This is a genomic window from Nocardioides silvaticus (genome assembly GCF_003160695.1).
Lineage (GTDB): Bacteria > Actinomycetota > Actinomycetes > Propionibacteriales > Nocardioidaceae > Nocardioides > Nocardioides silvaticus.
This window is the reverse complement of the sequence record NZ_QGDD01000003.1, coordinates 229,125-252,598: the sequence shown is the minus strand read 5'-3', so window position 1 is coordinate 252,598 and position 23,474 is coordinate 229,125. Positions and strand designations below refer to the sequence as shown.

Here is a 23,474-nt window from a genome sequence, read left to right as displayed (position 1 = left end):
CCCGTGGCCACCCAGGACGCCGTCGCCGAGGTGTGGGACGACTGGCAGGACGCCGTCAACATGGCGCCGAAGGAGATCGAGGACTTCCTCGAGACCGAGGAGTCGCAGTCGGTGGGCGACACCGGCGGTGAGGGCGAGTCGACCGGGCACAAGTCCGGACGGCGGATCGTGGAGATCCTGCGGACGAAGAAGGACGACCTCACCGACGCCGACGCGGCGCACATGCGCAAGGTCGTCGGCTATGTCCACCGCCACCTCGCCCAGCGTCCGTCCGGCGACGTCGCGGACTCCAAGTGGCGCTACTCCCTCATGAACTGGGGCCACGACCCGCAGAAGTAGGATCGCGGAGTGGTGGAACGGGCCTCGCAGGTCGTCGACGAGGCTCAAGCCATCGCCGGCACGCGGGGGCAACGCGTCCTCCTGGTCGTCGGGATCGTCGTGCTCGGCTTCAACCTGCGCCCGGCGGCGGTCAGCGTGGGCCCCGTGCTCGACGAGGTGCGGACCCAGCTGGGGATGTCGCCCGTCGCGGTGGGAGTCCTCACCAGCCTGCCGGTCCTGGCGTTCGCCCTGTTCGGCGGTGCCGCCCCGTGGCTGGCCGGCAAGGTCGGTGTCCACCGCCTGACGCTGCTGTCGCTGGTCGGAGTCGTCGTCGGTCTGGGGCTTCGCGCGCTGGTCGACTCGGTGCCGCTGTTCCTGGTCCTCTCACTGCTCGCCCTGGCCGGTATGGCTGCGGGCAACGTCGTGCTGCCGTCCCTGGTGAAGCTGCACTTCCCGGACCGGGTGGGGTTGTTCACCTCGCTCTACACGACGGCGCTCGCGGTCGGCCTCACCTCGTCGTCCGCACTGACCGTGCCGCTCTCGGACGCCGGCGGGTCGTGGCGCTGGGGGCTCGCGGCGTGGGCCGCGACGGCGCTGGTCGCGGCGGTCCCGTGGCTGGGGCTCCTGCGACACGACGCCACCCTGGGCCGGCAGCGCCGCAGCGTGGGACTCCTCGACATCGCGCGCACCCGCCTGGGCTGGGCGATGGCGACCACCTTCGCCCTGCAGTCGACGCAGGCCTACATCATCTTCGGGTGGTTCGCGCTGCTGTTCCGCGACTCCGGCTACACCGCGGCGCAGGCCGGCCTGCTGCTGGGACTGGTGACCGGGATCTCGATCCCGTTGTCCTTCCTCGTGCCCTACGCGGCGGGGCGGATGCACAACCACACCGTGCTGCTGATCGCGCTGCTGTCGTGCTACGCGATCGGGTACACCGGGCTGCTCCTCACGCCCGGCACCGCGACCTGGCTCTGGGCGGCGTTCGTCGGAGCCGGGACGTCGATCTTCCCGCTGGTGCTGGCCCAGATCGGTCTGCGCTCACGAAGTGCCGAGGGGACCGCCGCGCTGTCGGGGTTCACGCAGTCGATCGGCTACCTGCTCGCAGCGCCGGGGCCGTTCGTCGTGGGGGTCCTGCACGACCGGACCGACGGGTGGGACGTCCCGTTGCTGTTCCTCCTCGGCCTCACGGTCCTGCTGGCCGGGACCGCACTGCTGGTCGCCAGGGACCAGCACGTCGAGGACCAGCTGGTCAACGAGCGGCAGCGGGGTACCTCACTCCCGTGAGCTCCTCCGTCTACCTCGCCTGGTGCTCCGAGCCGGTCCCCGCGGACCTGCCCGGGCCCTGGCTCGAGCTGCGGCCGCTGGCCGACGGGCTGGTGCTGGTCGAGAGCGACGAGGGGCTGTCGCGGGTCTACCACGAGATCAAGTGGGCGGTCGCCGACGGCGCGGCGCTCCTGGTGGTGCCCGTGAACGAGCGGCCCAAGCTGAAGGGCCTGCCGGCCGGGACCACGACCTGGCTCCGCGACCGGGTGCCCCGCACGGTCACGCCCGAGCAGCCGGACTGACCTGCAGGCGGCGGAGCAGCCCGAGCGCGTCGTGCGGCGCCCGGCCCTTCGCGTCGTTGTCGAAGTACACGTGCACCGGGCCGGCATCGGCCCACCGGGTGCAGCGGTCGGCCCAGGCGTCCAACGACCCCGAGCTGTAGCCGCTCGTGTAGAGCTCGGTGTGCCCGTGCAGCCGGGCGTAGACCAGGTCGGTCGTCTGCTGCTCGAACATCGGCCAGGTCGGGCTGTCGGACACCACGTTGGCCACGTCGTGCCGGGACAGCAGGTCCCAGAAGCGAGGGTCGTCGAACGAGGGGTGCCGGACCTCGAGCGCGTGCCGCACCGGACGGTCGACCAGCGCCTCGGTCGCCGCCCGACCGCGGAGCCGGTCGTCGTGCCGCTCGGCCAGTTCCGCCATCGCGCCGGTGGTCCGCGGCAGCCGGCCGAGGAAGTCGTCGATCAGGTCCGCGTCGAACGCGATCGCGGCGGGCAGCTGCCACAGGATCGGACCCAGCTTCTCGGCGAGGACCAACGGACCCGAGGCGAAGAAGTTCGCCAGCCCCTGCTCGACGCCACGCAGCCGTTTGAGGTGGGTGATGAACCGCCCGCCCTTGAGCGCCAGCTCGAAGCCGGGCGGCGTGTCGTCGTACCACCGCTGGTAGGTCGTGGGCCGCTGCAGCGAGTAGAACGAGCCGTTGACCTCGACGGTGTCGAAGTGCTCGGCGACATAGCCGAGCCGCTTCCGCGCAGCGAGCCCCCGCGGGTAGAAGTCCCCCTGCCAGCGGGGGTAGTCCCACCCTGAGAGCCCGACGCGGATCCGGTTCAAGCCTGCGCGACCTTGCTGCTCTGACCGACCTTGTGGGTGGCGTCGCACCACGGTGCGCGCTGGGTCAACCCGCACGCGCACACGGCGACGACGGGCCGCTCGACCCGGTGCTCGTTGCCCTCGTCGTCGTGGATCACGTCGGCACCGCGGACGATCTTCGGCCCACCCGGGATCTGGGTCACCCGGCACTCGCTCATGCGACCTCCCTCCCCAGCTCGGGCAGGAGGGTGGAGCTGTCGCGCATCCACGCGTCGATCATCTTCTCACCGGCGACGGCGTCGAGGTGGACGCAGGCCGCGGCGCCGAAGAGGACGTCCTCGCGCAGGGGGGGGTCGGCCTCGACCAGCGAGCCACAGATGTCGCGCGCCGCGATGTGCTCGTGCACCGCGTCGGCCTCGACGTGCTCGTCGAAGTAGTGGCGGACCGCCTGCGGCAGGTCCAGGCGCTCCGCGCCCTGCAGGTAGCGCCGGCAGGGCAGCGAGCTGGTCATCTCGAACGCCGCGAGGTGGCCCATCGCCGCGCCGCGCAGCCGGCGGTGGAGGCCGAACAACGACATGGCGTTGTTGACGGCGAGGGCGTACGCCGGCACCCGGTCGATGTAGGCGCCGTAGGTCGGGTCGAGCCCGCTCTCCTCCAACGCATCGGCGTAGAGCTGGGAGTGCAGCGCCTCGGGGCGGCCGCCGCCGAACTCGTCGTACTGCAGCTCGGCGAGGGCGACCTTCGCCGCACCCGCGAGGCGGGGGACGACGAACGCGTGCGGGTCGCTCTCCTTCAGGTGGTAGATGCTGCGCTGGACGAGGAACTCCAGGTACTGGTCGCTGGTGGCTTCCCGCTGGAGGAAGCGCGGCAGCGAGGTGCCGTTGTCGTAGGCCGTGATGTCCTCGAGCTGGGTCGGGACCCAGTCGGAGTCGCCGGCCAGTGCGACGACCGGTGCGCAGGCGTCGCGCAGGTCCGCCTCGAACTGCTCCTCCAGCCCCGCGCGCAGGCCGATGAGCGCCGGGTCCCACTCGCGCCGGTCGTCGACCTCGTCGAAGCCGCGGTAGTGCAGCTCGTAGAGGACCCACAGGCTCAGCTGCAGGTCCTCCTTGCCGCTCGTCGTCGAGCCGGTGACAGGCGCGCCGTCACGCAGTGCCCGCACCAGCTGGCCGCTCAGTTGTCCCCGGGGTTCGGGAAGGTTCATGCCGTCCTCCGCTCTCGCTGACGGGAGTTACCCACTTCCCGCGCGCGCATGAGCGGTATCGACTCGGGTGCCCCCGGGTATCCCCCTGCCATGGGCATCGACGACCTGCTGGGGTTCCTGGGTGAGCGCGACGTGGCGCGCCCGGACGTCCCTGCCGACCTCGCGCCGTACGTCGACGAGGCGCTCGACCGCGGTCTCGTGATCGAGGACTGCCGGGACCGGCTAGCGAGCGTCTTCTAGACGGACGACCCCGCGCTCATCGGCTGTCGTTGCCGGTGAGGTCGTGCAGCAGCCGGTCGACCTGGGTCCGGAACTGCTGGCCGCTGGCGGCGCCCTCCTCGCTCGCCCGCATCAGCTCGGTGGCCAGGTCGCGCACCTTGATGTTCCGGTTGCGCGACCACCACGACAGCATCGAGAACGCGGCGTCCTCGTCGAACCCGTAGGCCAGCATCAGCGCGCCCTTGGCCTGCTCGATCACGGCGCGGTGCTCGGCGCTCGCCTCCACCGCAGCGTGGGTGGCCTCGCCGACCACCTCGGCGACGTCGGGCGTCAGGTCGACGAAGAAGCCCTCGATGACGCTGACCTTGTCCGGCGCGGCGCAGAGCGCCCGCTCGCCCACGAGCAGGACGTTGCGCTCCTTCCCGTCGCCTGCCTTGACGCGGTAGGCGACGCTGAACGACTCCGTCGTCTCGATCATCTTCTCGAGCAGCTCCTCGACCCGCTTCGCGTCGCCGGGTGCCGCCGATCCGAGGACGTGGGAGGTCGTCGGCTCGATGTCGGCGGGCAGGCCGTGGATGCGGTGGATCTCGGTGTCCCAGTGCCACGCGTCCGACCGCACGTCGTAGGAGAAGCGGCCGGTCAGACCCCCATCGAGCTCGCTCATTCCGGCAGTGTGACACTCCCGGATCGAATGCCGCGCAGGATCCTGGGATCCGGTCTGCTCCGGCGGTGGCCGGGTATCGCACCCGGCACGGTCGGCCCGTAGCTGCAGATATGGATCGGTCGAGGCCCCCGAGGTTGATAGCGACCTGCTTCGGGGGCCGATCCATCCGAGGGCCGCCGCCCGCGGGCCCGGTCAGGGGCTGACGATCAGGGCCTGCGGCGCGGCGACCTTCATCCTCGTGTTCAGCCAGGACAGCTGCCGCGAGGTCTCGGCGTTGCAGTGGTGGGCCACCTCGAGCAGCTCGGTGTCGCGCAGCCCCTGGGCGCCCTGGGCGACCACCGTCCAGGTGGTCTGCACGAGCGAGGCGAGGACGTGCAGGTCCTGGAGGTCGCGCAGCAGGCCGACCTCGCCCTCGCGCACCTCGGCCAGACCCGCGGCGTGGAGCCGCTCGGGCTCGTCGATGTCGGTGTCCTCGCCGTACCGCTCGACGACCGACGCGAGCCGGTGCCGGTGGTCATCGCTCCAGCCGGCGAGGGTCAGGCAGGTGAAGTGCACGTCACTGACGTGCGCGTGCCCGTCGGCGACGGCGCGGAAGGAGTCGGCCAAGGTCTTCTCGCTGTGGTCGGCGAGGCCGACGTAGGTGGACAGGTGCGGCACGTCAGCCTCCGATCCTGGTGACCTGGCAGGCCGCCGTCTTGAAGACGGGCTGCTTCGAGACGGGGTCCCACACGGTCATCGTCAGCTCGTTGGCCTGCCGAGCGTCCGCGTCCTCGGCGGTGCCGGCGGGGTCCCAGTGGCCGTAGTGGAACGGCGCGAAGACGGCGCCCTCCATGACGCGACCGATCCGCGCCCGCACCTCGATGGCGCCGCGCGGCGACTCGACCCGGACCCGGTCGCCGTCGGCGATGCCGCGTGCCTCGGCGTCCGCGGCCGCGAGCTCGACCCAGGCGTCCGGGGCGGCGTCGTCGAGCGGCCGCGAGCGGCCGGTCTTGGTGCGCGTGTGGAACTGGTAGACGCTGCGGCCGGTCGTGTAGCGCAGCGGATAGGCGTCGTCGGGCTCCTCGTGCGGGGGCAGGTACGGCGCGCCCTTGAGGAACGCCCGCCCCCCGGGCGCCAGCGCGCGGTGCTCCTGCTCGGTCACGGTCGCGCCGGTCACCAGGTCGTGGCCGTAGGTCTCGCAGACGTCGGTGTCGCTCGGGAAGACGCCGTCGGCGTAGAGCCGGGCGGTCCCGTCGGGGTGCTCCTCGTTCACCGGCCACTGGATGCCCGACGGGCCCCGCAGCTTGGCGTAGGTGAGGCCGGTGTAGTCGACCGGCCGGCCGCGGGTCGACTCCTTCCACGCCTCGAAGACCTGCTCCGGCGTGCGCCACTTGACCAGCGGGGCGCCGTCGCGGTCGACGAAGCCCATCGCGTCGGCGTAGGCCACGAAGATGTCGAGGTCGCTGCGGGCCTCGCCGGGCGGGTCGACGGCCTGCTCGGACAGGTGCACGGTGCGGTCGACGTTGGTGAAGCAGCCGGTCTTCTCGCCCCATCCCGCCGCCGGGAGCACGACGTCGGCCAGCTCGGCGGTCTCGGTGAGGAACAGGTCCTGCACGATCACGAAGACCTCGGGCTTGGAGAGGATCCGGCGGATCCGGGCGGACTCCGGCATCGACACCGCGGGGTTGGTCGCGGAGATCCAGAGCAGCTCGATGCTGCCGGCCTCGGCGTAGGAGAACATCTGCATGACGTGCGTCGGCGGTGCCCAGTGCGGGATGGTCATCGGGTCGACGTTCCACTGGTCCGCCAGCTGTCGGACGTGCTCGGGGTTGTCCCAGTTGCGGAAGCCGGTGAGGTCGCCGTCGGCGCCGCACTCGCGGTTGTTCTGCGCGGTCGGCTGCCCGTTCATCTGCAGCACCCCGGCGCCCGGCCGCCCGATCATCCCGCGCAGCAGGTGCAGGTTGTGCACGGCGACGGACGCCGCCGTCGCCTGGTGGGACTGGTAGAACCCCTGCAGCACCGTCGACAGCGGCGCCTCGGCCTCACCGAAGATCCGCGCCGCCCGCCGGACGTCGTCGGCCGGGACACCGCAGACCCGCTCGGCCTCCTCGGGGGTATACGGCGCCACGACGCTCCTCAGGTCGTCGAAGCCGATCGTGTGCGTGGCGACGTACGCCTCGTCGACCCAACCGTTCTCCATGAGCTCCCGGGTGAGGGCGTTCATCAGCGCCTGGTTGGTCCCGACGCGTGGCCGGAGATGCACCCCTCCGGTGCGCTCGGCCTCGGCGGCGACCGTGGTCCGGCGCGGGTCGACGCACACGACCCGCGGCGGGTCGTCGCCGTGGGTGCGGTCGAGGACCCGCGACCACAGCACGGTCTGGGTCTCGGCCATGTTGTGGCCGTACAGGAAGAGCGCGTCGCAGTGCTCGATGTCCTCGTAGGAACCGGGCTGGCCGTCCGCGCCGAAGGACTCCTTGAACGCCGCGGCGCTGGTGGCCGTGCAGAGCCGGGTGTTGCCGTCCATGTGCGGCGTGCCGATGCCGGCCTTCCCGACGACGGCCTGCACGTAGTACTCCTCGAGGAAGAGTTGGCCGCTGGTGTAGAAGCCGTGGGTGAGCGGCCCCTCCTCGTCGAGGAGTTGCCGGGACCGCTCGACGATCCGGCCCATCGCGGTGTCCCAGTCGGTCTCGACCAGCCGTCCGCCCTCGCGCACCAACGGGCGGGTCAGCCGGTCGGGGGAGGAGGCCCACGGTGTGCTGCCGTAGAGGCCCTTCGGCCCGAGCCGGCCGTGGTTCACCCGGTCGGTCTCCCTGCCGCGGACGCCCACCATGCGGCCGTCCTTCACGGCGATGTCGCACCCGCAGCCGTTGCTGCAGAGCAGGCAGGCCGACTGCACCCACCGGTCGACGTCGGCCTCGGACACCCCGTCCTCGAGGTGGAGGTCCACCCTCGTCGGCCACGCCGTCGCGCGCGGGTGCGGGGTGCGTGCTCCCCAGACGTCGTCGATGCGTTCGGTGGTCATGTCAGCCTTCGATCCCTGTTGCGTCGTGCGCCTCACCGACCGGCTTGCTCTCCGGCGATCCGCGCTGACGGAGGTAGATGGCGAGCACGGCCATCGAGCCGACCGCGAGGAACTCCGACTGCCAGTTCTGCAGCGTGCGCGACCAGAAGTCGGCGTTGGTGAGGTAGGAGGTCCAGCTCACCGGGTCCTGGAACCGCTCCAGCCTGGTCTCGTTGTAGGCGACCCTCCCGGCGACCGACTGCGCGAGCCAGGACAGCAGGAAGATCGTGCCCATCGTGAGTGTGAGCGACCACGAGAAGAGCGTCGTACGGAAGCCGCCGACGGCGGCCCAGCGCGGCGACCTCTCGTCGGCGTGCCTCCCGACCTTCTGGTCCTCGTCGGACTCCAGCCCGGCCTTGTGCAGCTCCTTGGACTCCGGCGACCCGCGTTGGAGGAACCACACCGTCGCGGTGATGTAGAGGAGGAACTGGAGGTACTCGCTCTGCCAGTTCTCGGTGACGTCGACTGCGAAGTCGGAGGAGACCAGGTAGCGACCCAGCGAGAGCGTGCCGAACCCCTCGGCGGTCTGCACGGCGTTGAACTCCTGCCAGCCCGCCAGGGCGTGCCCGACGAGGCTGAGCAGGAAGAGGAGGCCGAAGAACAGGCCGAGCGAGTGGTTGCGGAGTGCCGAGCGCACGACCCTCACCACCGCCCGAGACCGATGGCGAGGAAGAAGGCCAGGCCGAGCGCGATGACCGTCAGGTAGCCGAGGAAGATCGCTCGCACTCAGCCCACCTCCACCGAGCAGTCGTGCGGCTCGTCGCCCGTGGCCGGCTCGCAACCGACCGCGACCAGCAGCCAGTCGTCGCCGTACCGCGACAGGAACGCGGTCTCGTCGGGGAAGGTCACCTGTGCCATCGACCCGAAGACCTGGACGTCGGCCTCACCGACCATGTCCGGGAGGCCCTGCTTCAGGATCGCCTCGGCGCACGGCTTCCCTTCCTGTTGCTCGAGGGCCTTCCGTGCCTCCGGGGCCAGGTCCGCGCACGCCGCGGCGCCGTCCTTGTGCGAGACCGACGCGTAGAAGTGCTGCGCACGGTCGATCGCCGGGTCGCCCGACTGGGCGCACGCGGACGTCGCCATGCCAGCGACGAGCGCGGCGCCGATCGCGACCCATCGGGGCACCCGCATGGCCGGGTCGGTACCCGGCCCACTGGGATGCAACGGGCCGGAACGGGTACGCGAACTCCCATGGCTCGGCTGGTGGCGGATCTGGTGGTCGACCGGCTCCGCGCGGCCGGCGTACGACGGCTGTTCGGCTACTCCGGCGACGGCATCAACGCCCTCCTGGGCGCGGTCCGCAGGGCCGACGACGGCCCTGAGCGCATCGACTTCGTGCAGGCGCGGCACGAGGAGGCCGCCGCGTTCATGGCGGTCGCCACCGCGAAGTACGGCGGTGGGCTCGGGGTGGTCACCAGCACCCAGGGACCCGGCGCGGTCCACCTTCTCAACGGCCTCTACGACGCCAAGCTCGACCACGTGCCGGTCCTGGCGATCGTCGGGCAGCAGCAGCGGAGCGTCCTCGGCAGTGACTACCAGCAGGAGACCGACCTCCAGCTGCTCTTCCGCGACGTCGCCGGCTACGTGCAGACCGTGATGACCGCGGAGTCGGCGCGGATGGTGGTCGACCGGGCGATCCGCGTGGCCGTCACCGGACGGACGCCCGCCGTCGTCGTGCTGCCGCACGACGTCCAGAAGGAGGAGGACCCCGGCCCGGCGCACGAGCACGGCGTCGTGACGACCTCCGCCGGCTGGAACCGGGCGCGGGTGACGCCTGACCGCGACGACCTCGAGGCCGCCGCCGCGCTGCTGCGCTCGGCCGAGCGTCCCGCCGTCCTGCTCGGACAGGGCGGGCGCGGTGCTCGCGACGCCGTGGCAGAGCTCGCCGACCGGCTCGGCGCCGGCGTGACCACCAGCCTGCTCGGCAAGCCGGTGTGGGACGAGCAGTCGCCGCTCAGCTGCGGGGTGATGGGCCACCTCGGGACGCCCGCCTCGGCCTGGCTGATGGAGCGCTGCGACGCCCTGCTCGTCGTCGGCAGCAACGACCCGTGGACCGAGTTCTACCCGGCGCCCGGCCAGGCGCGCGCCGTACAGATCGACATCGAGCCGTCCCGCATCGGCGACCGCTATCCCGTCGAGATCGGGCTGCACGGCGACGCCCGTCCGACGATGGAGGCGCTGCTCGACCTGGTCCCGCCCCGCGACGACTCCTCGTGGCGCGACGAGGTGACCGGTCAGGTCGCCCGCAGCCGCGCGATCCTGCGGCAGCGCACCCAGGTCGAGGCTCGGCCGCTCAACCCCGAGCTCGTGGTGGACCGGCTCAGCGACCACCTGCCCGCCGACGCCGCGGTCGCCGTCGACGTGGGCTCGGTGACCTACTGGTACGCCCGGCACCTCCGGCTCCCCGACGGCGTGCCCGCCCACCTCTGCTCGACGCTGGCCTGCATGGGCGCCGGCATCCCCTACGGCCTGGCCGCCAAGCTCGAGAACCCGGACCGGCCGGTCGTCGTGCTCAGCGGCGACGGCGCGTTCCAGATGGCCGGCCTCGCCGAGCTGGTGACGGTGGCCCGCCGCTGGCGCGACTGGGCCGACCCGCGCTTCGCCGTACTCGTGCTGCACAACCGCGACCTCGCCGAGGTGACCTGGGAGCAGCGGGAGATGGAGGGCGACCCGCGCTTCGACAAGAGCCAGGAGCTGCCCGACTTCCCCTACGCGGCGTACGCCGAGCTGCTCGGCCTCACCGGCATCCGGGTCGCCGACCCCGGCGACGTCGACCAGGCCTGGAAGGAGGCGTTGACGGCCGACCGGCCGGTGCTCGTCGAGGCCGTCGTCGATCCCGACGTACCGCTGCTGCCGCCGTTCCCCGACGGCGAGCAGAAGCTCGACTCCTTCCACCGCGGCCTCGCCCAGGAGGGCGACGCCGGCGCCCACGCCGCCGCCCTGCTCGAGCAGCACGCCGACCACGAACGCACCGACCCGAGGGAGCAACCATGACCGACCGTCAGCCGTTGATCGGCTACTTCCTGTCCTGCGAGGAGTACGGCGTCGACGAGCTCCTCGAGCAGGCCGTGCTCGCCGAGGAGGCCGGGTTCGAAGGCCTCTGGATCTCCGACCACTACCACCCGTGGAACGACGAGCAGGGCGAGAGCGCGTTCGTCTGGTCGGTGATCGGCGCCCTCTCCCGCGTGACGCGCCTCCCCGTGACCACCGCCGTCACCTGCCCGACCGTCCGGATGCACCCGGCCGTCGTCGCGCAGGCCGCCATGACCTCCCACGTGCTGCTCGACGGCCGGTTCCGCCTCGGCGTCGGCACCGGCGAGGCCCTCAACGAGCACATCCTCGGCGACGCCTGGCCGCCGGAGAAGGTGCGGCTGGAGATGCTCGAGGAGGCGATCGAGGTGATGCGCGAGCTCTGGAAGGGCGAGGCCGTGCAGCACCACGGCCGCCACTACACCGTCGAGAACGCCCGCATCTACACCCGCCGCGACGACCCGCCCCCGGTCTGGGTCTCCGCCTTCGGCCCCCGCGCCGCCGAGGTGGCCTGCCGGATCGGCGACGGCCTGATCACGATGACGCCCGAGGGCGAGGTCGTCGACATGTTCCGTGACTCCGGTGCGGGCAAGCCGCTGGCCGGCGGCTACAAGGTCGCGTGGGCGCCCACCGAGGACGAGGGCGTCGGCCACGCCCACCGGCTCTGGGCCAACGCGGGCCTCCCCGGCGAGCTCGCCCAGGTCCTCCCGTCCCCGCAGCACTTCGCCCAGGCCAGCTCCCTCGTCACCGAGGAGTCGACCCGCGAGAGCACCGTCTGCGGCCCCGACACCGACCGCCACATCGACGCCTTCAAGCCCTTCATCAGCGCCGGCTTCGACGAGATCTACGTCGCCAACATGGGCCCCCACTACGCCGACATGATCAAGGCGTACGGCGAGAAGGTCCTCCCCGCCCTCCGCTGAGCTGCGGCCGGTCGTCGAGCAGCCCGCTTTGGTCGTCGAGTAGCCCACGTCGGTCGTCGAGTAGCCCGCTTCGGTCGTCGAGTAGCGCCGAGCGCTCTGCGCGAGGCGCGTATCGAGACGCCGCAAGTTGTCCGCGGCCTTGGGACCGTGGGTGGTAGCGATCTAGACGAATTACATGGTTGGGCGCCGTCGTTGGTCGCGTGACTTTTCCCCCTAGCCCTGCGCCGGTGACGGGAGGCCTGAGGTGCTCGCTGTGGTTGCGGCTGCGACCGGGAAGACGAGTGGTCGCGGAGGGTTCGCGGCTTGCGGCCTCCCGGTCGTCGAGTAGCCCTCGCCTCCCGGTCGTCGAGTAGCCCTCGCCTGTCGGTCGTCGAGTAGCCCGAGCCGCTAGGCGAGGGCGTATCGAGACGCCGCAAGCTGTCCGCGGCTTGGGACCGTAGGTCGTAGCGATAGAGACGAATCACATGGTTGGGGGCCGTCGTTGGTCGCGTGACTGTTCCCCCAGCCCTGCGCCGGTGACGGGAGGCCTGGGGTACTCGCTGTGGTTGCGGCCGCGACCGAGAAGACGGATGGTCACGGTCGGCAGGCGGCTTGCGGACCTCGAGTAGCCCTCGTGGTGGTCGTCGAGTAGCCCTCGTGGTGGTCGTCGAGTAGCCCGAGCCGCTAGGCGAGGGCGTATCGAGACGCCGCAAGCTGCCCGCGGCCGTCGGGCCGTGGGTCGTTGCAGAAGCGAGTTCGAGCCACCTGTCGTCCACAACTCGATCGCAAGGAATCCTCTGTCCACAGGCGGATTCCGCCCGCTTCGAACTGTCGGTGGTCCCATGTTGAATAGGCGTCATGGATCTCGGGACCGCCCCGCTCTTCGACCTCCCCGCCCCGCTGGGCGGGGTGGTCGTCGAGCCGGTCGCGCCCGAAGCCGAGCGGGTCGTGGTGACCCGCTCGCAGGAGCTGCTCGCCAGCATTCGTGAGCGCCGCACCGTGATCGCCGACCAGGAGATCGCCGTTCTTCGGGAGATCGCCGAGTGGGCGCTCGAGCACGTAGTGGACGACGAGGCCGACGCCGCCACCCTGACCGAACGGGGCCTGGACACCGGACTCCCGCTCGCCGGCCCCGGCGCCCCGCTGATCAGCGACTTCGCGGTCATGGAGCTCAACGCCCTCCTCGGCCGCTCCCTGGACTCCGGCCGCAACTACGTCGGCCAGGTCGTCGAGCTCTCCCACCGCCTCCCCCAGCTGTGGCAGCGGACCCTCGACGGGCAGGTGCCGGTGTGGAAAGCACTGCGGGTCGCCGACCTCACCAGGTCCCTCTGCGAGGACGCCGCCGCCTACGTCGACCGGCAGCTCGCCATCAGCGCCCAAGGCTGCACCTGGCCCCAGGTCGACCGCCTCGTCGAAGAAGCCCTCGTCCGGTACGACCCCGCGGCCGCCGAGGAACGCCGCCGCCAGGCGCAGGAGCACCGGCACGTGAACACCGGTCTGGATGCGGTCGGGTTCGACGGCACCGCGAACGTCTCCGCGACCCTGGATGCTGCTGACGCCCTCGACCTGGAGAACGCGATCAGCCGCCGCGCGAAGCTGCTCGGTCAGCTCGGCGACGAGGACAACCTCGACGTGCGCCGGTCCAAAGCGCTGGGGGAGATGGCGCGTGAGGACCTGATGCTCGACCTGCAGGTCGTCGACCCCGAGACCGGGGAGATCTCCCGCACGGTGCCCGGCCGCAGGACCGAGCTGGTCCTGCACCTCAACCCCGACGAGATGACCGTGGGTCGGTTCGGCAACACCCGGACCCCGATCTCGCCGGAGCAGATCAAGGACTGGCTCGGCCTCCCCGGCACGACGGTCCTCGTCAGGCCAGTCGTGGATCTCGCCGGTCACCAGCCGGTCGACTCCTACGAGATCCCCGACCGCCACCGGCGTCAGGTCACCGAACGCGACCACCACTGCGTCTTCCCCCACTGCACGGTCTCGACAGGCTCGACCATCAGACCAGGACGCTGCGACCTCGACCACCTCGAATCCCATGCCGACGGCGGTGTCACCTGTCCGTGCAACCTCGCCCCCTTGTGTCGCGGCCACCACCGGATGAAGACCGCCGGTCGAGCCGCCTACCGGATGCTCCACCCCGGCACCTACACCTGGACCCTCGACTCCGGCACCTACCTCGTCGACCCCACCGGCACCCACCCGCTCACCGGCACCTCCCCGCCCGACCACTAGCTGCCACGCCCCGAACCCCGCCACACAGCACCACCGGCGGGGCCATCGGCATGCCCGAACCTCTGTCAGCGGGCTGGCAGGATCGGAGATACTGCGGCATGACCCTCGGACTGCCTGCCGACTACTTCATCCGCGAGCTGTTGGTCGTGGCGGTCTACGCCGCGGCCGCGATCGCCTGTGCGACGCGCTGGCGCGAGGGGATGTGGGCCCGGATCGGTGCCTGCGCCGCGACACTGGGTGCCGCGCTGGCGGGGTTCTCGCTGTCGGCGTGGGTGCTGTACTCGAACGACCTTCCTGCCTTGATGGACTTCAGGTCGAACGAGGCCGTTGGAGACGCCCTGAGCTGGCTCGGGCTGCTGGCCCTCGCCGGCGTGCTCGTCGCCATCGTCCTCGACCGCGGAACCAGCCCGTCCCCGAACCGCTCGGGACGGCCGACCGTCGACGAGGGCGCGCAGCCGGCGTCGCAGTAGGACGCCAGCCGAGCGCTCTACGCCCCCATCGGTCGTCGAGCAGCGCACCCACCGGTCGTCGAGTAGCGCCGAGCGCTCTGCGCCTCCACCGGTCGTCGAGTAGCGCCGAGCGCTCTGCGCGAGGGCGCGTATCGAGACGCCGGAAGCCGCACGCCGACCGCGACCCAAAGGCCGCGGGCAACGAGCGGCGTCTCGATACGCCCTCGCCTAGCGGCTCGGGCTACTCGACGACCGACTAACGCCTGGCGGCTCGGGCTACTCGACGACCGACTAACGCCTGGCGGCTCGGGCTACTCGACGACCGACTAACGCCTGGCGGCTCGGGCTACTCGACGACCGAGGCGTCTCGATACGCCCTCGCCTGGCGGCTCGGGCTACTCGACGACCGACTAACGCCTGGCGGCTCGGGCTACTCGACGCCCGAGTTCGCTCGGGCTGCTCGAGAGGTGACTTGATTCCGGGCTCAAGTCGGGCCCAAGAGGGACTCAAGGGGTCTCCACGACCGTGGTTCTCACGATCCACCGATCAAGGAGAACCTGATGAATCCCCTGCACCGAGTAGGCCTCGCGACGGCCCGCCACCCCTGGCGCACGATCGCGGCCTGGATCCTCGTGCTCGTCGCGCTCGGAGGTCTCGCCGCCACCCTCGGCGGAGAGCTCCGCGACAACTGGAACGTCCCCGACACCCGTGCGCAGCACGGCGTCGACCAGCTCCGGGAGCACTTCCCGGACGCCGGCGGCTCGAGCGCGCAGGTCGTCCTCCACGACGACGCGCGCCTCGACGCCGCGGTCGTTGACGAAGTCGTCGCCGAGCTCGAGGGCTCCGAGCACGTCACCACCGTGACGCCGCGGCTGTCCGAGGACGGCGACACCGCCCTGCTGTACGTCCGGTACGACGTTCCGACGACCGACACCGACATCTACGGCATCGTCGACCCGCTCTGGGAGGCCGCGGAGCCTGCCGAGGAGGCCGGCTACCAGGTCGAGCTCGGAGGCGAGCTGCCCGGGACCGCGACCGAGATCGAGGGCCGCGGCGAGCTGATCGGCATCCTGGTCGCGCTCGCGCTGCTGGTCATCGCGTTCGGGTCCGTCGTGGCCGCCGGCCTGCCGATCGCCGTCGCGGTGGGCGGACTCGTAGCCGGCTCGTCCGGTGTCATGCTGCTCGCGGGCCTGATGGACGTCTCCACCTCCGCCCCGACCATCGCGACGATGGTCGGCCTCGGTGTGGGCATCGACTACGCGCTGCTCATCGTCACCCGGCACGTCGCCCGCCTCCGGGCCGGCGACACCCCGGTCGAGGCGGCCGCGCGCGCCACTGCCACCGCGGGTCGCTCGGTCGTGGGCGCGGGCCTGACCGTCCTCGTCTCGTTGATGGGACTGCGGCTGGCCGGCCTGCCGACGTACGACGCCTTCGGCTTCGCCACCGCCATCTCCGTCGTGTGCGTCATGGCGGCTGCGCTGACGCTGGTCCCCGCACTGTGCGCGCTGGCGGGTCGCCGGCTGATGCCGCGGAAGGTGCGGCGTCTCGATACGTCCTCGCCTAGCGGCTCGGACTACTCGACGACCGAACGCGGCTCCTCGACGACCGACGACACCTGGACCGCCCGTTGGGTGGCCACGGTGGCCCGGAAGCCGGTCGCCTGGGCGCTCGTCGCGCTGACGGTCCTCCTCGCGCTGGGCGCCCCGGCGCTCGGCATGCGCACCTGGCCGCAGGACGGCGGGTCGGACCCGAAGGACAGCACCACTCGTGCGGCGTACGACCTCATCACCGACGAGTTCGGCCCGGGCGCCAACGGCCCGATCACCCTGGTCGCGGACCTCGACGAGGTCAGCCCGGGCGAGGTCGAGGCGCTGCACCGCGAGGTCGCCGACCTCGACGAGGTCGCCTCCTCGACCCCGGTCAGCACGTCCCCCGACGGCCGGCTGGCGGTCTGGGACATCGAGCCCACCACGTCGCCGATCGACGAGGACACCACCGTGTTCCTCGACGAGCTGCGAGCCGACGTGCTGCCGGACGGTGTCGAGGCGACGGGCTACACCCCGATCCTCGGCGACATCTCCGAGCTGCTGCAGGAGCGCCTGTGGCTGGTCGTCGGGTTCGTGGTGCTGGTCTCGATCGTGCTGCTGACGGTCATGTTCCGCTCGATCGTGGTGCCGCTGAAGGCGGCCGCCATGAACCTGCTGTCCATCGCTGCGGCGTACGGCGTGCTCACGCTCGTCTTCCAGCACGGCTGGGGCTCGGCGCTGCTCGGCGTCGACCACGCCATCCCCGTCTCGAGCTGGGTGCCGATCCTGATGTTCGCGGTGCTTTTCGGGCTCTCGATGGACTACGAGGTGTTCCTGCTGTCGGCCGTCCGTGACGACTGGCTCGACACCGGTGACGCCAAGGGATCGGTCGTGCGCGGCATCGCCTCGACCGGCCGGGTGATCTCGGTCGCCGCGGCGATCATGGTCGCCGTCTTCCTCGGCTTCGCCACCGAGTCCGCGGTCGTCGTGAAGATGCTCGGCGTCGGCCTGGCCGTCGCCGTCGCCCTCGACGCGACCGTCGTCCGGATGATCCTCGTCCCCGCCACCATGACCCTCCTCGGGAAGTGGAACTGGTGGCTGCCCGGCCGTTCCTCGGCCGCCCGCCAGCTGGACGACGAGCTCGACGTCACCCCCACCCCCACCCACTGAGAAGACCCGAAGAGAGAGCAGTCATGACCAACACGAAGACCGACCATCCCGAGCAGCTGAAGCTGCCCGGCCAGGCCGCCGCACCGGGCGGGCCCGTGGACATGAAGGTGATGTACCTGATGCACCACGCATTCCGCCGCGACCTCCGCAAGTTCGCGGAAGCGGTGCCCCGCACGCCGGTCGACGACCGCGCCACCTGGGTGGCGCTCGCCGAGCGGTGGGAGCGGTTCAGCGAGATCCTGCACCACCACCACAGCGGTGAGGACGCGGGCATCTGGCCGTTCCTCCTCGAGCGGGCCGACGAGTCGGAGCGGGAGACGCTGCTGGCGATGGAGGCCGAGCACGAGAAGATCGACCCGCTGCTCCAGCGCGCGAGCGACGGCTTCGCGCAGCTCGCGGCCGGCGCCGACCGGCCCCGCGACGAGCTGCGGGCCGCGCTCGCCGTACGCCTGGCCGAGGCGCAGCAGCTCCTCGGCGACCACCTGCGTCACGAGGAGACCGAGGCGATCGTGATCATCCAGCGGTACCTGACGCCGGAGGACTGGGAGCGGATCGACGAGGAGTACTTCAAGCCCGGGGTGTCGATCGGCTTCCTGCTCTACGCGGTGCCGTGGATGGCCGAGGAGCTGCCGCGGCCGGTGCTCGACGAGGTGCTCGCCGAGGCCGGCCTGCCGATGCGGGTCATGAAAGGACTCGGCAGCCGGCTGAAGTTCCGCAGGTTGGAGAGCAAGGCGTTCAAGTACGCCGCGTGACCGGCCACGAATCAGAAGGCGTAGCGGTCCCGCAGGCCGAGGAACCACTTCTCGACCTGCGGGATCCGCCAGGCCGCGATCAGCTCGAGCGCGTTCTCGGCGTGCTCGGTCGCGAGCCGCGTCTCGCCGGTTGCCGCCGCGGCCAGCGCCAGGTAGGCGTCGACCGGACCGTGAGCCGGCGAGGTGCCGGCGACCACGCACGTCCCGCGGTACGGCGCGAGCTTGCCGTACGACGCTGCCGCCACGTCCGGCTCCCCGAGGCGGAGGCCGATCTCGGCGCCGAGCGCCCAGACGAACGGCGAGAACCAGTTGTCGGTGTCCAGGTCGATCCCGAACGCGTCGAAGACGACGTGGGCCACGTCGTCCCGGCCGTGCCGCAGCGCGAGCACTGCTGCGGCGGGCCCGGCCGGGATGGCCGACTCGTTCATGAAGTCCGCGACCTCCTCCTCCGACGGGAGCGAGGACGAGGGGTTCCAGAGCGGCTCGAGCAGCTGGGCGCCCCGCACCGTGTCGACCTTGTGGGCGGTCGAGACGCGGTCGAACGCCCGGTAGAGCCGGTCGAAGATCGACCGCAGGGCAACCTGGTCGCCGCGCATCGACGCCCAGCAGTGAGCGTGGTTGAGCGTGACCATCTCGACGAAGTACTGCTTCTCCTCGTGGGCCACGCGCATGATGTCGGCCAGCTCCTCGTCGAGGCCACCGAGCTCGCCGAGCTCCACCCGGATCGGCGCCAGTAGCGCCCGCAGGTTGGTCCGGGCGCGCACGTCCCCGGCCCGGTTGGCGAGGACCAGACCCTCCTCCACCCAGCGACGCCGCAGATCGGCGTTCTCCCGGCGGAACGTCGCAACCGCGGACCCGCCCAGCGCGTCCATCAGCAGCCGCTCGTCACCCGAGGCCCGCGCGATGTCGATCGCCTCCTCGCAGAGCGACTCCAGCTCCGTCGGTGTCGCCGCGTAGTACGCCTCGGCCGCGAGCGCGAGCAGGAGCCGGCACCGCACGGCGCTGTCGCGGGGGAGCACGGTCAGCGCGCTGCGCATCACGTCGATCACGTCGTGGTTGGCCTCGCCGTAGGCCCGGGCCGGCCAGAGCGCGTCGGCCGTCGCGGTGCTCGCCGCGCGCACGACCAGGTCCGGGTCGCCGAGCCGGCCGGCGATGACGACCGCCTCGTCGACCGCTCCGTGCATCTCCAGCCGGCGGGTGCTCCACCGGCAGGCCTCGGCGTAGTCGACGAGCAGCTCGTAGCGCTCCCGCTCGGTGCCGGTCGGGTCGGCGGCGTGCAGGTCGAGCGCGTGCCGCAGGTGCTGCGTCGCCTCCTCCGGCGCGTGCGCCGCCATGGCCAGCTCGCCCGCCCGCGCGGCCGCCTGGTGGGCCGCGCGCAGGTGCCGGCGGCCGGCGGCCGCCCAGTGGCGGGCGATCTCCGCCGCCCGGGCTGCGGAGTCCGGGGACGCCTGGACCAGGCCGGCCAGCGTGGCGTGGAGCCGCTCGCGGCGCGACGGGCTGAGGGCGCCGTACGCCGTGTCCCGGACGAGCGCGTGCACGAACCGGAACCGGTCGCCGCCCAGGTCCTGGACCAGGTCGACGGCCAGGGCCGGCTCGAGCAGGTCGAAGACGTCGAGCTCGTCGGCGTCGAGCGACCCGGACAGCAGCGTGAGGTCGAACTCGCGACCGATGGCAGCACCGGCGGTGAGCGCGCGTCGCGACTCCTCCGGCAGCTGCGCGATCCGGCGGTCCACGACGGCGGCGACCGTCGGTGGCATCGCGTCGAGGACCTCGTGAAGGGCACGCTGCTCGTCGCGGGCGAGCCGGCCGTACTCGATGAGGAAGAACGGGTTGCCCTCGGTGCGCTGGTGCACGTCGGTCGCGAGGCCGGGGTCGGCCTCGCCGGTGATCGCCGCCAGCAGGTGCGCGGTCTCGTCCGCGGACAGCCCGGCCAGCTCGAGCGTCGTCGCGTGTCGGCGCGCCAGCGCCTCCGCCACCTCGGCGAGCGGACCTTCCTGGGTGCCGCGTCGCCAGGTGCACAGGACGAGGAGCCGCCCGCTGTCGAGGTGGCCCACCAGGTGGCGCAGCACGCGCAGCGACGACGGGTCCGCCCAGTGCAGGTCTTCGAGGACGAGGAGGACCGTGCGGTCGCGGCTGAGCTCGGAGAGCCGCTGACGGACGCTCTCGGCGATCGCGAACCGGGCCGCGTCGTGGTCCCCGTCGTCCGCCTCCGGCACCGCCGGGAGGCGCGGGCCGAGGGCGGTCGCCCAGGGCCAGAGCGGCGGGGCGTCCTCCTCCTGCGAGCAGCGCCCGACCAGCACCACGGCTCCATCCGCTTGCGCCCGGAGCGCGATCTCGGCGCCGAGCCGGGACTTGCCCGCCCCCGGCTCCCCGATGACGGTGACGAACTGCGGCTGACCCCGGTCGGCCTGCGCGCGGAGCGCCTCGACCACGTCGACGTGGGCCTCGCGTCCCACCAGCGGCCAGTCCGGCACGGAGATCTCGACCTCGGGGAGCTCGCCCTCGTCCTCGACCGCAGCGGCGGTGATCGTCGGTGCGGCTCCCGTCGTCGGCGCGGCCTCCACCTCGTGCCGCAGGATCGCGGTCTGCAGCTCGCGGGTCGCGGGCCCCGGCTCGAGCCCGAGCTCCTCGTCGAGCGTGGCCCGCAGCCGGTCGAGCGCCGCCAGGGCGTCGGCCTGACGGCGGGTGCGGGCGAGTGCGACGGCGAGCAGCGTCCACAGCCGCTCCCGCAGCGGGTGCTCGGTGGTCAGCGCCTCGAGCTCGGGCACCGCCTCGGCGTCCCGGCCGGTGGCGAGCAGCAGGGCGGCACGGTCCTCGATCGCGAGCAGCCGCAGCTCGCTGAGCCGGGCGCGAGCGGCGGCCGCGGCGTCGGAGTCGGCGAGGTCGGCGTACGGCGTCCCGCGCCACTGCGCGAGCGCTCCTTCGACCGCGGCCAGGTGCGCCTGTGCCTGCCCGACGTCGGTGGCCACCGGCACCGCGCTGGTCGTCATCGGCGCGATCGCGTCGTGCACCTCGCGCACGGTGCCGGCGAAGTCCTCGGCGTCGAGGCCGGCGTGGAGCAGGTAGCCGAGGTCGCTGCTGACGAGGTAGCTGCTCGGCGAGCGGGCGGGCAGATCGGGCTCGAGCGCGCGTCGTACGACGGAGACGTAGGTCTGCAGCGTGCCGAGGGCGCTCGGCGGTGCGTCCGGACCCCAGATCGCGTCGACGAGGACGTCGGCCGACGACGGGCGTCCGGCGTGGAGCGCCAGCGCGGCCAGCAGCGCGCGGTGCTTGGCGGCCGGCAGCGGGATGGGGCGGTCGCCGGTCGGCGTCTCGGACACCACCGTCGGTCCGAGCACTCCGACCCACATGCGGCGCAGCATAGGACCGCCGATTTGCTGCCGGCGACCTCTTTCAGAGGTTCGGCGGTGGGGCGGAGGGGGTCAGTCGAGCGAGCCGATGCCGCTCGGGGCATCCGGCTCCTGCGCCCAGCGCGGGATGATGAACAGTCCGGTCGCCTCGACCGCGGGCGCTGGGTCCGCGTCCGGGCCGTCGGGCGCGATCCACCCGGTGACCGTGACCTTGCGGTCAGTTTCGTCGGTGATCCGCGCCTCCATCCGCACCGGGCCCAGCGGCAGCGGGTTCACGTAGCGGAGGGTGAGGGTGCCGGTGACGGTGACCCGTGTGTGCGCCGCGCTGGCGGTCTCGCCCATGAGGTGGTCGAGGACCATCGCCGAGACGCCGCCGTGGACGCTTCCCGGCGGCCCTTCGTACGCCGCGCCCAGGTTCAGCCGCGAGCGGACCGCCCCGTCCTCCCCCCACTCCAGCGTCACCGGCGGCGCGACGGCGTTGCGGACGCCGACGACGGCGTTGCCCCAGTTCCAGGAGCGACCCTCGCCGTTGAAGTGGATGCCGGCCGGTCCCGGGGGAGCGTCGGCGGCGAGCAGCTCCGCGGCCTGCTGGACCAGCGCGCGCGCCTGCGCCACCCGGGCCTCGTCGACGCGGGTGCGGATCGACACGTCGTTGAGGACACGGACGTCCGCGGCCAGCGCGCCGTAGAGCGCCTCGGCCGCATCGATCTCGCTGGTCGGCACGTCCTCGAAGGAGAAGGAGGACAAGGAGAGGCTGGACACGTGTCCAATGTAGTGGGGCGGGAGGTCGCGCCGGTCACCCGGCCAGCGTCGCGACCACGCCCACGGTCGCCACGGTCGCGGCGGACAGCGTCCACTGCAGCGCGGTGAGCAGCGGCGCCGGCTCGTCGCCGTCCTCGACCGGCGGACGACGGATCGCGTCGTACGCCGTGCGCGCCAGCACCACCACCGCCAGCCCACCGAGCGCGCCGGCCGTGGTCCAGTAGCGCGAGCCGGACAGGTGGACGAACGGCTGGGTGAGGAGCGCGAGCAGGCCGACCTTGAGCAGCACGGCGAGCGCCTGGTCGGAGAACCGGCGCCTGCTGACGACCAGCAGCGCCGCGGCGACCAGCCAGGAGACCGGCCCGAAGATCTCCAGGCTCAGGTCGCGGGCCACCCACTGCCAGAACCCCTCGTCGTGCGGGGCGTCCGGGGGCTTGAGCAGCGCACCGAACCCGTCGATCGCGCGGTAGCGCTCGAAATTCTCGACCACGTCCTGCGCATAGCTCCTGGCGGTGACGTCGCGGCGGGCGTGCTCCGACATCTGGTCGAGCACGGTCACCTCGCCGTGACCGGTCGCGCGGGCGACCTCCCGGGCGTAGCGGACCGGTGCGAACCACACGGTGCTGCCGGGATCGCACGGTCCGAAGCAGACCTCCGAGCGGTCGCCGAACGTGTTCGCCAGCGCTGTCGGCACCGACGTCGTGGTGATCACCCGGTCGTCGAGGGCCACCGACGCGCCGACCGACCAGGGCAGCAGGAGGCCGGCGAAGACGGCGCCGGCTGCGACGGCAGACACGGTGACCGGCTTGAGGGCGGTGCGCCCGGCCCGTCGGTGCAGGGACGTGACCAGCACGACGGGGGCCACGAGGGCCGTCGCGCCCACGGCCAGCGCGGCGCTGGAGCGGAGGTGGACGACGGTGATCGCGAGGAAGCCGAGGACCAGCCCGTCGCGCAGGGTCGGCGGCTCGCCGGCCCGGCCCGCGCGGAGCACCTCGACCAGCCGGACGAGGAGCAGCACGAGCACCAGGCCGGCCAGCAGGTCGCCGTACGCCGTCCAGGAGAGGAGCGCCCACACCGGCACCAGCGCGGGGAACGCGCACAGGGCGACGGCGTACCAACGGCCGAGGGAGCGGCGGACCGCCAGCACGGTGAGCACGAGGACCCCTGCGGACACCAGGCCGAGCCAGAGCCGGGCCGCCGTGTCGTCGGCGGCGGGTGCGACCAGGTAGAGCGGCGCGAGCACGATGCCCATGCCCGGCATGAACCAGCCGCTGCCGACCACGTCGCGCGCGAGCTCGGCGCTGTCCGGGCCGCGCAGCGCCACCAGGTCCCGCACCAGGTTGGCCAGCGCGCAACCGGCGTCGCGATAGGCCACCTCGTCGCCGCGCAGAGGCAGGTCGGCGACGCGGACGAAAAGCACGGCCTTGAGGAGCAGCGCCGCGGCCAGGCACGCCGTCAGCACGGGATCGGCGCGCAGGCGGCGGAGGACGAGGCCCGTCATCCG

Annotated in this window: 21 protein-coding genes; 10 read left to right on the top strand and 11 right to left on the bottom strand. The window is 72.2% G+C overall.

Going from position 1 to position 23,474, the window contains the following annotated elements; translation table 11 throughout:
• Window positions 1-3: 3 nt before the first annotated feature.
• From DJ010_RS09305 to DJ010_RS09295, 3 genes are read left to right on the top strand one after another with little or no spacing between them, the layout of a single operon-like run.
• Window positions 4-339, top strand: a complete 336-nt coding sequence (locus DJ010_RS09305) for a DUF3140 domain-containing protein (RefSeq protein WP_245927391.1) — start codon at window positions 4-6, stop codon at window positions 337-339.
• A 9-nt stretch (window positions 340-348) separates the two neighbouring features.
• Window positions 349-1,602 carry an MFS transporter gene (locus tag DJ010_RS09300; protein ID WP_245927390.1) on the top strand — a complete coding sequence of 418 codons (1,254 nt, stop codon included), beginning with the start codon at window positions 349-351 and terminating at the stop codon, window positions 1,600-1,602.
• Window positions 1,599-1,883 carry a hypothetical protein gene (locus DJ010_RS09295; protein ID WP_109693390.1) on the top strand — a complete coding sequence of 95 codons (285 nt, stop codon included), beginning with the start codon at window positions 1,599-1,601 and terminating at the stop codon, window positions 1,881-1,883. The genes DJ010_RS09300 and DJ010_RS09295 overlap by 4 nt, the downstream gene beginning before the upstream one ends.
• On the opposite strand, the gene DJ010_RS09290 is transcribed toward DJ010_RS09295, so the two are convergent.
• The 3 genes from DJ010_RS09290 to DJ010_RS09280 are packed head-to-tail and all read right to left on the bottom strand — an operon-like array spanning window position 1,861 to window position 3,868.
• Window positions 1,861-2,688 (bottom strand): DUF72 domain-containing protein, encoded by an 828-nt coding sequence (locus DJ010_RS09290; RefSeq protein WP_109693389.1) that lies wholly within the window; start codon window positions 2,686-2,688, stop codon window positions 1,861-1,863. The two genes, DJ010_RS09295 and DJ010_RS09290, sit on opposite strands and share 23 nt — an antisense overlap.
• Window positions 2,685-2,885 (bottom strand): CDGSH iron-sulfur domain-containing protein, encoded by a 201-nt coding sequence (locus DJ010_RS09285; RefSeq protein ID WP_109693388.1) that lies wholly within the window; start codon window positions 2,883-2,885, stop codon window positions 2,685-2,687. The genes DJ010_RS09290 and DJ010_RS09285 overlap by 4 nt, the downstream gene beginning before the upstream one ends.
• On the bottom strand, window positions 2,882-3,868 hold the full coding sequence (locus DJ010_RS09280; RefSeq protein ID WP_109693387.1) for an iron-containing redox enzyme family protein: 987 nt from the start codon (window positions 3,866-3,868) through the stop codon (window positions 2,882-2,884). The genes DJ010_RS09285 and DJ010_RS09280 overlap by 4 nt, the downstream gene beginning before the upstream one ends.
• A gap of 90 nt (window positions 3,869-3,958) precedes the next feature.
• On the opposite strand from DJ010_RS09280, the gene DJ010_RS22045 reads away from it, so the two are divergent.
• On the top strand, window positions 3,959-4,108 hold the full coding sequence (locus DJ010_RS22045; RefSeq protein ID WP_158282981.1) for a hypothetical protein: 150 nt from the start codon (window positions 3,959-3,961) through the stop codon (window positions 4,106-4,108).
• A gap of 16 nt (window positions 4,109-4,124) precedes the next feature.
• On the opposite strand, the gene DJ010_RS09275 is transcribed toward DJ010_RS22045, so the two are convergent.
• The 5 genes from DJ010_RS09275 to DJ010_RS09255 form a co-directional block, all read right to left on the bottom strand.
• Window positions 4,125-4,751, bottom strand: a complete 627-nt coding sequence (locus DJ010_RS09275) for an ANTAR domain-containing protein (RefSeq protein WP_109693386.1) — start codon at window positions 4,749-4,751, stop codon at window positions 4,125-4,127.
• A 192-nt stretch (window positions 4,752-4,943) separates the two neighbouring features.
• A complete protein-coding gene (locus DJ010_RS09270) occupies window positions 4,944-5,408 on the bottom strand; it encodes a hypothetical protein (RefSeq protein ID WP_109693385.1) in 465 nt (154 codons plus the stop codon).
• A 1-nt stretch (window position 5,409) separates the two neighbouring features.
• Complete coding sequence (locus DJ010_RS09265; RefSeq protein ID WP_109693384.1) at window positions 5,410-7,752, bottom strand: molybdopterin oxidoreductase family protein; 2,343 nt, start codon at window positions 7,750-7,752, stop codon at window positions 5,410-5,412.
• Window position 7,753: 1 nt separating this feature from the next.
• Window positions 7,754-8,428: a DUF6766 family protein gene (locus tag DJ010_RS09260; protein ID WP_109693383.1), complete on the bottom strand. Its 675-nt coding sequence runs from the start codon at window positions 8,426-8,428 to the stop codon at window positions 7,754-7,756.
• Between the two features lie 89 nt (window positions 8,429-8,517).
• Window positions 8,518-8,922 (bottom strand): hypothetical protein, encoded by a 405-nt coding sequence (locus DJ010_RS09255; RefSeq protein WP_109693382.1) that lies wholly within the window; start codon window positions 8,920-8,922, stop codon window positions 8,518-8,520.
• 60 nt (window positions 8,923-8,982) lie between these two features.
• On the opposite strand from DJ010_RS09255, the gene DJ010_RS09250 reads away from it, so the two are divergent.
• The 6 genes from DJ010_RS09250 (at window position 8,983) to DJ010_RS09225 (ending at window position 17,858) form a co-directional block, all read left to right on the top strand.
• A complete protein-coding gene (locus tag DJ010_RS09250; protein ID WP_109693381.1) occupies window positions 8,983-10,785 on the top strand; it encodes a thiamine pyrophosphate-requiring protein in 1,803 nt (600 codons plus the stop codon).
• Window positions 10,782-11,744 carry a TIGR03557 family F420-dependent LLM class oxidoreductase gene (locus DJ010_RS09245; protein ID WP_109693380.1) on the top strand — a complete coding sequence of 321 codons (963 nt, stop codon included), beginning with the start codon at window positions 10,782-10,784 and terminating at the stop codon, window positions 11,742-11,744. Before DJ010_RS09250 ends, DJ010_RS09245 begins: the two co-directional genes overlap by 4 nt.
• Window positions 11,745-12,581: 837 nt before the next feature.
• Window positions 12,582-13,961 (top strand): HNH endonuclease signature motif containing protein, encoded by a 1,380-nt coding sequence (locus DJ010_RS09240; protein ID WP_109693379.1) that lies wholly within the window; start codon window positions 12,582-12,584, stop codon window positions 13,959-13,961.
• Window positions 13,962-14,059: 98 nt separating this feature from the next.
• Window positions 14,060-14,431, top strand: coding sequence for a hypothetical protein (locus DJ010_RS09235; protein WP_109693378.1), 372 nt, complete (start codon window positions 14,060-14,062; stop codon window positions 14,429-14,431).
• Between the two features lie 539 nt (window positions 14,432-14,970).
• Window positions 14,971-17,106: an MMPL family transporter gene (locus DJ010_RS09230; protein ID WP_109693377.1), complete on the top strand. Its 2,136-nt coding sequence runs from the start codon at window positions 14,971-14,973 to the stop codon at window positions 17,104-17,106.
• 23 nt (window positions 17,107-17,129) lie between these two features.
• Window positions 17,130-17,858: a hemerythrin domain-containing protein gene (locus DJ010_RS09225; RefSeq protein ID WP_109693376.1), complete on the top strand. Its 729-nt coding sequence runs from the start codon at window positions 17,130-17,132 to the stop codon at window positions 17,856-17,858.
• An 11-nt stretch (window positions 17,859-17,869) separates the two neighbouring features.
• Here the strand turns inward: DJ010_RS09225 and DJ010_RS09220 are convergent, their stop codons facing one another.
• The 3 genes from DJ010_RS09220 to DJ010_RS09210 all read right to left on the bottom strand — a co-directional run bounded on the left by DJ010_RS09220 (window position 17,870) and on the right by DJ010_RS09210 (window position 23,471).
• Window positions 17,870-21,208: an ATP-binding protein gene (locus tag DJ010_RS09220; protein ID WP_158282980.1), complete on the bottom strand. Its 3,339-nt coding sequence runs from the start codon at window positions 21,206-21,208 to the stop codon at window positions 17,870-17,872.
• A gap of 72 nt (window positions 21,209-21,280) precedes the next feature.
• Window positions 21,281-21,970, bottom strand: coding sequence for a PaaI family thioesterase (locus tag DJ010_RS09215; protein ID WP_109693374.1), 690 nt, complete (start codon window positions 21,968-21,970; stop codon window positions 21,281-21,283).
• 34 nt (window positions 21,971-22,004) lie between these two features.
• Window positions 22,005-23,471: a hypothetical protein gene (locus DJ010_RS09210; RefSeq protein ID WP_109693373.1), complete on the bottom strand. Its 1,467-nt coding sequence runs from the start codon at window positions 23,469-23,471 to the stop codon at window positions 22,005-22,007.
• Window positions 23,472-23,474 lie beyond the last annotated feature (3 nt).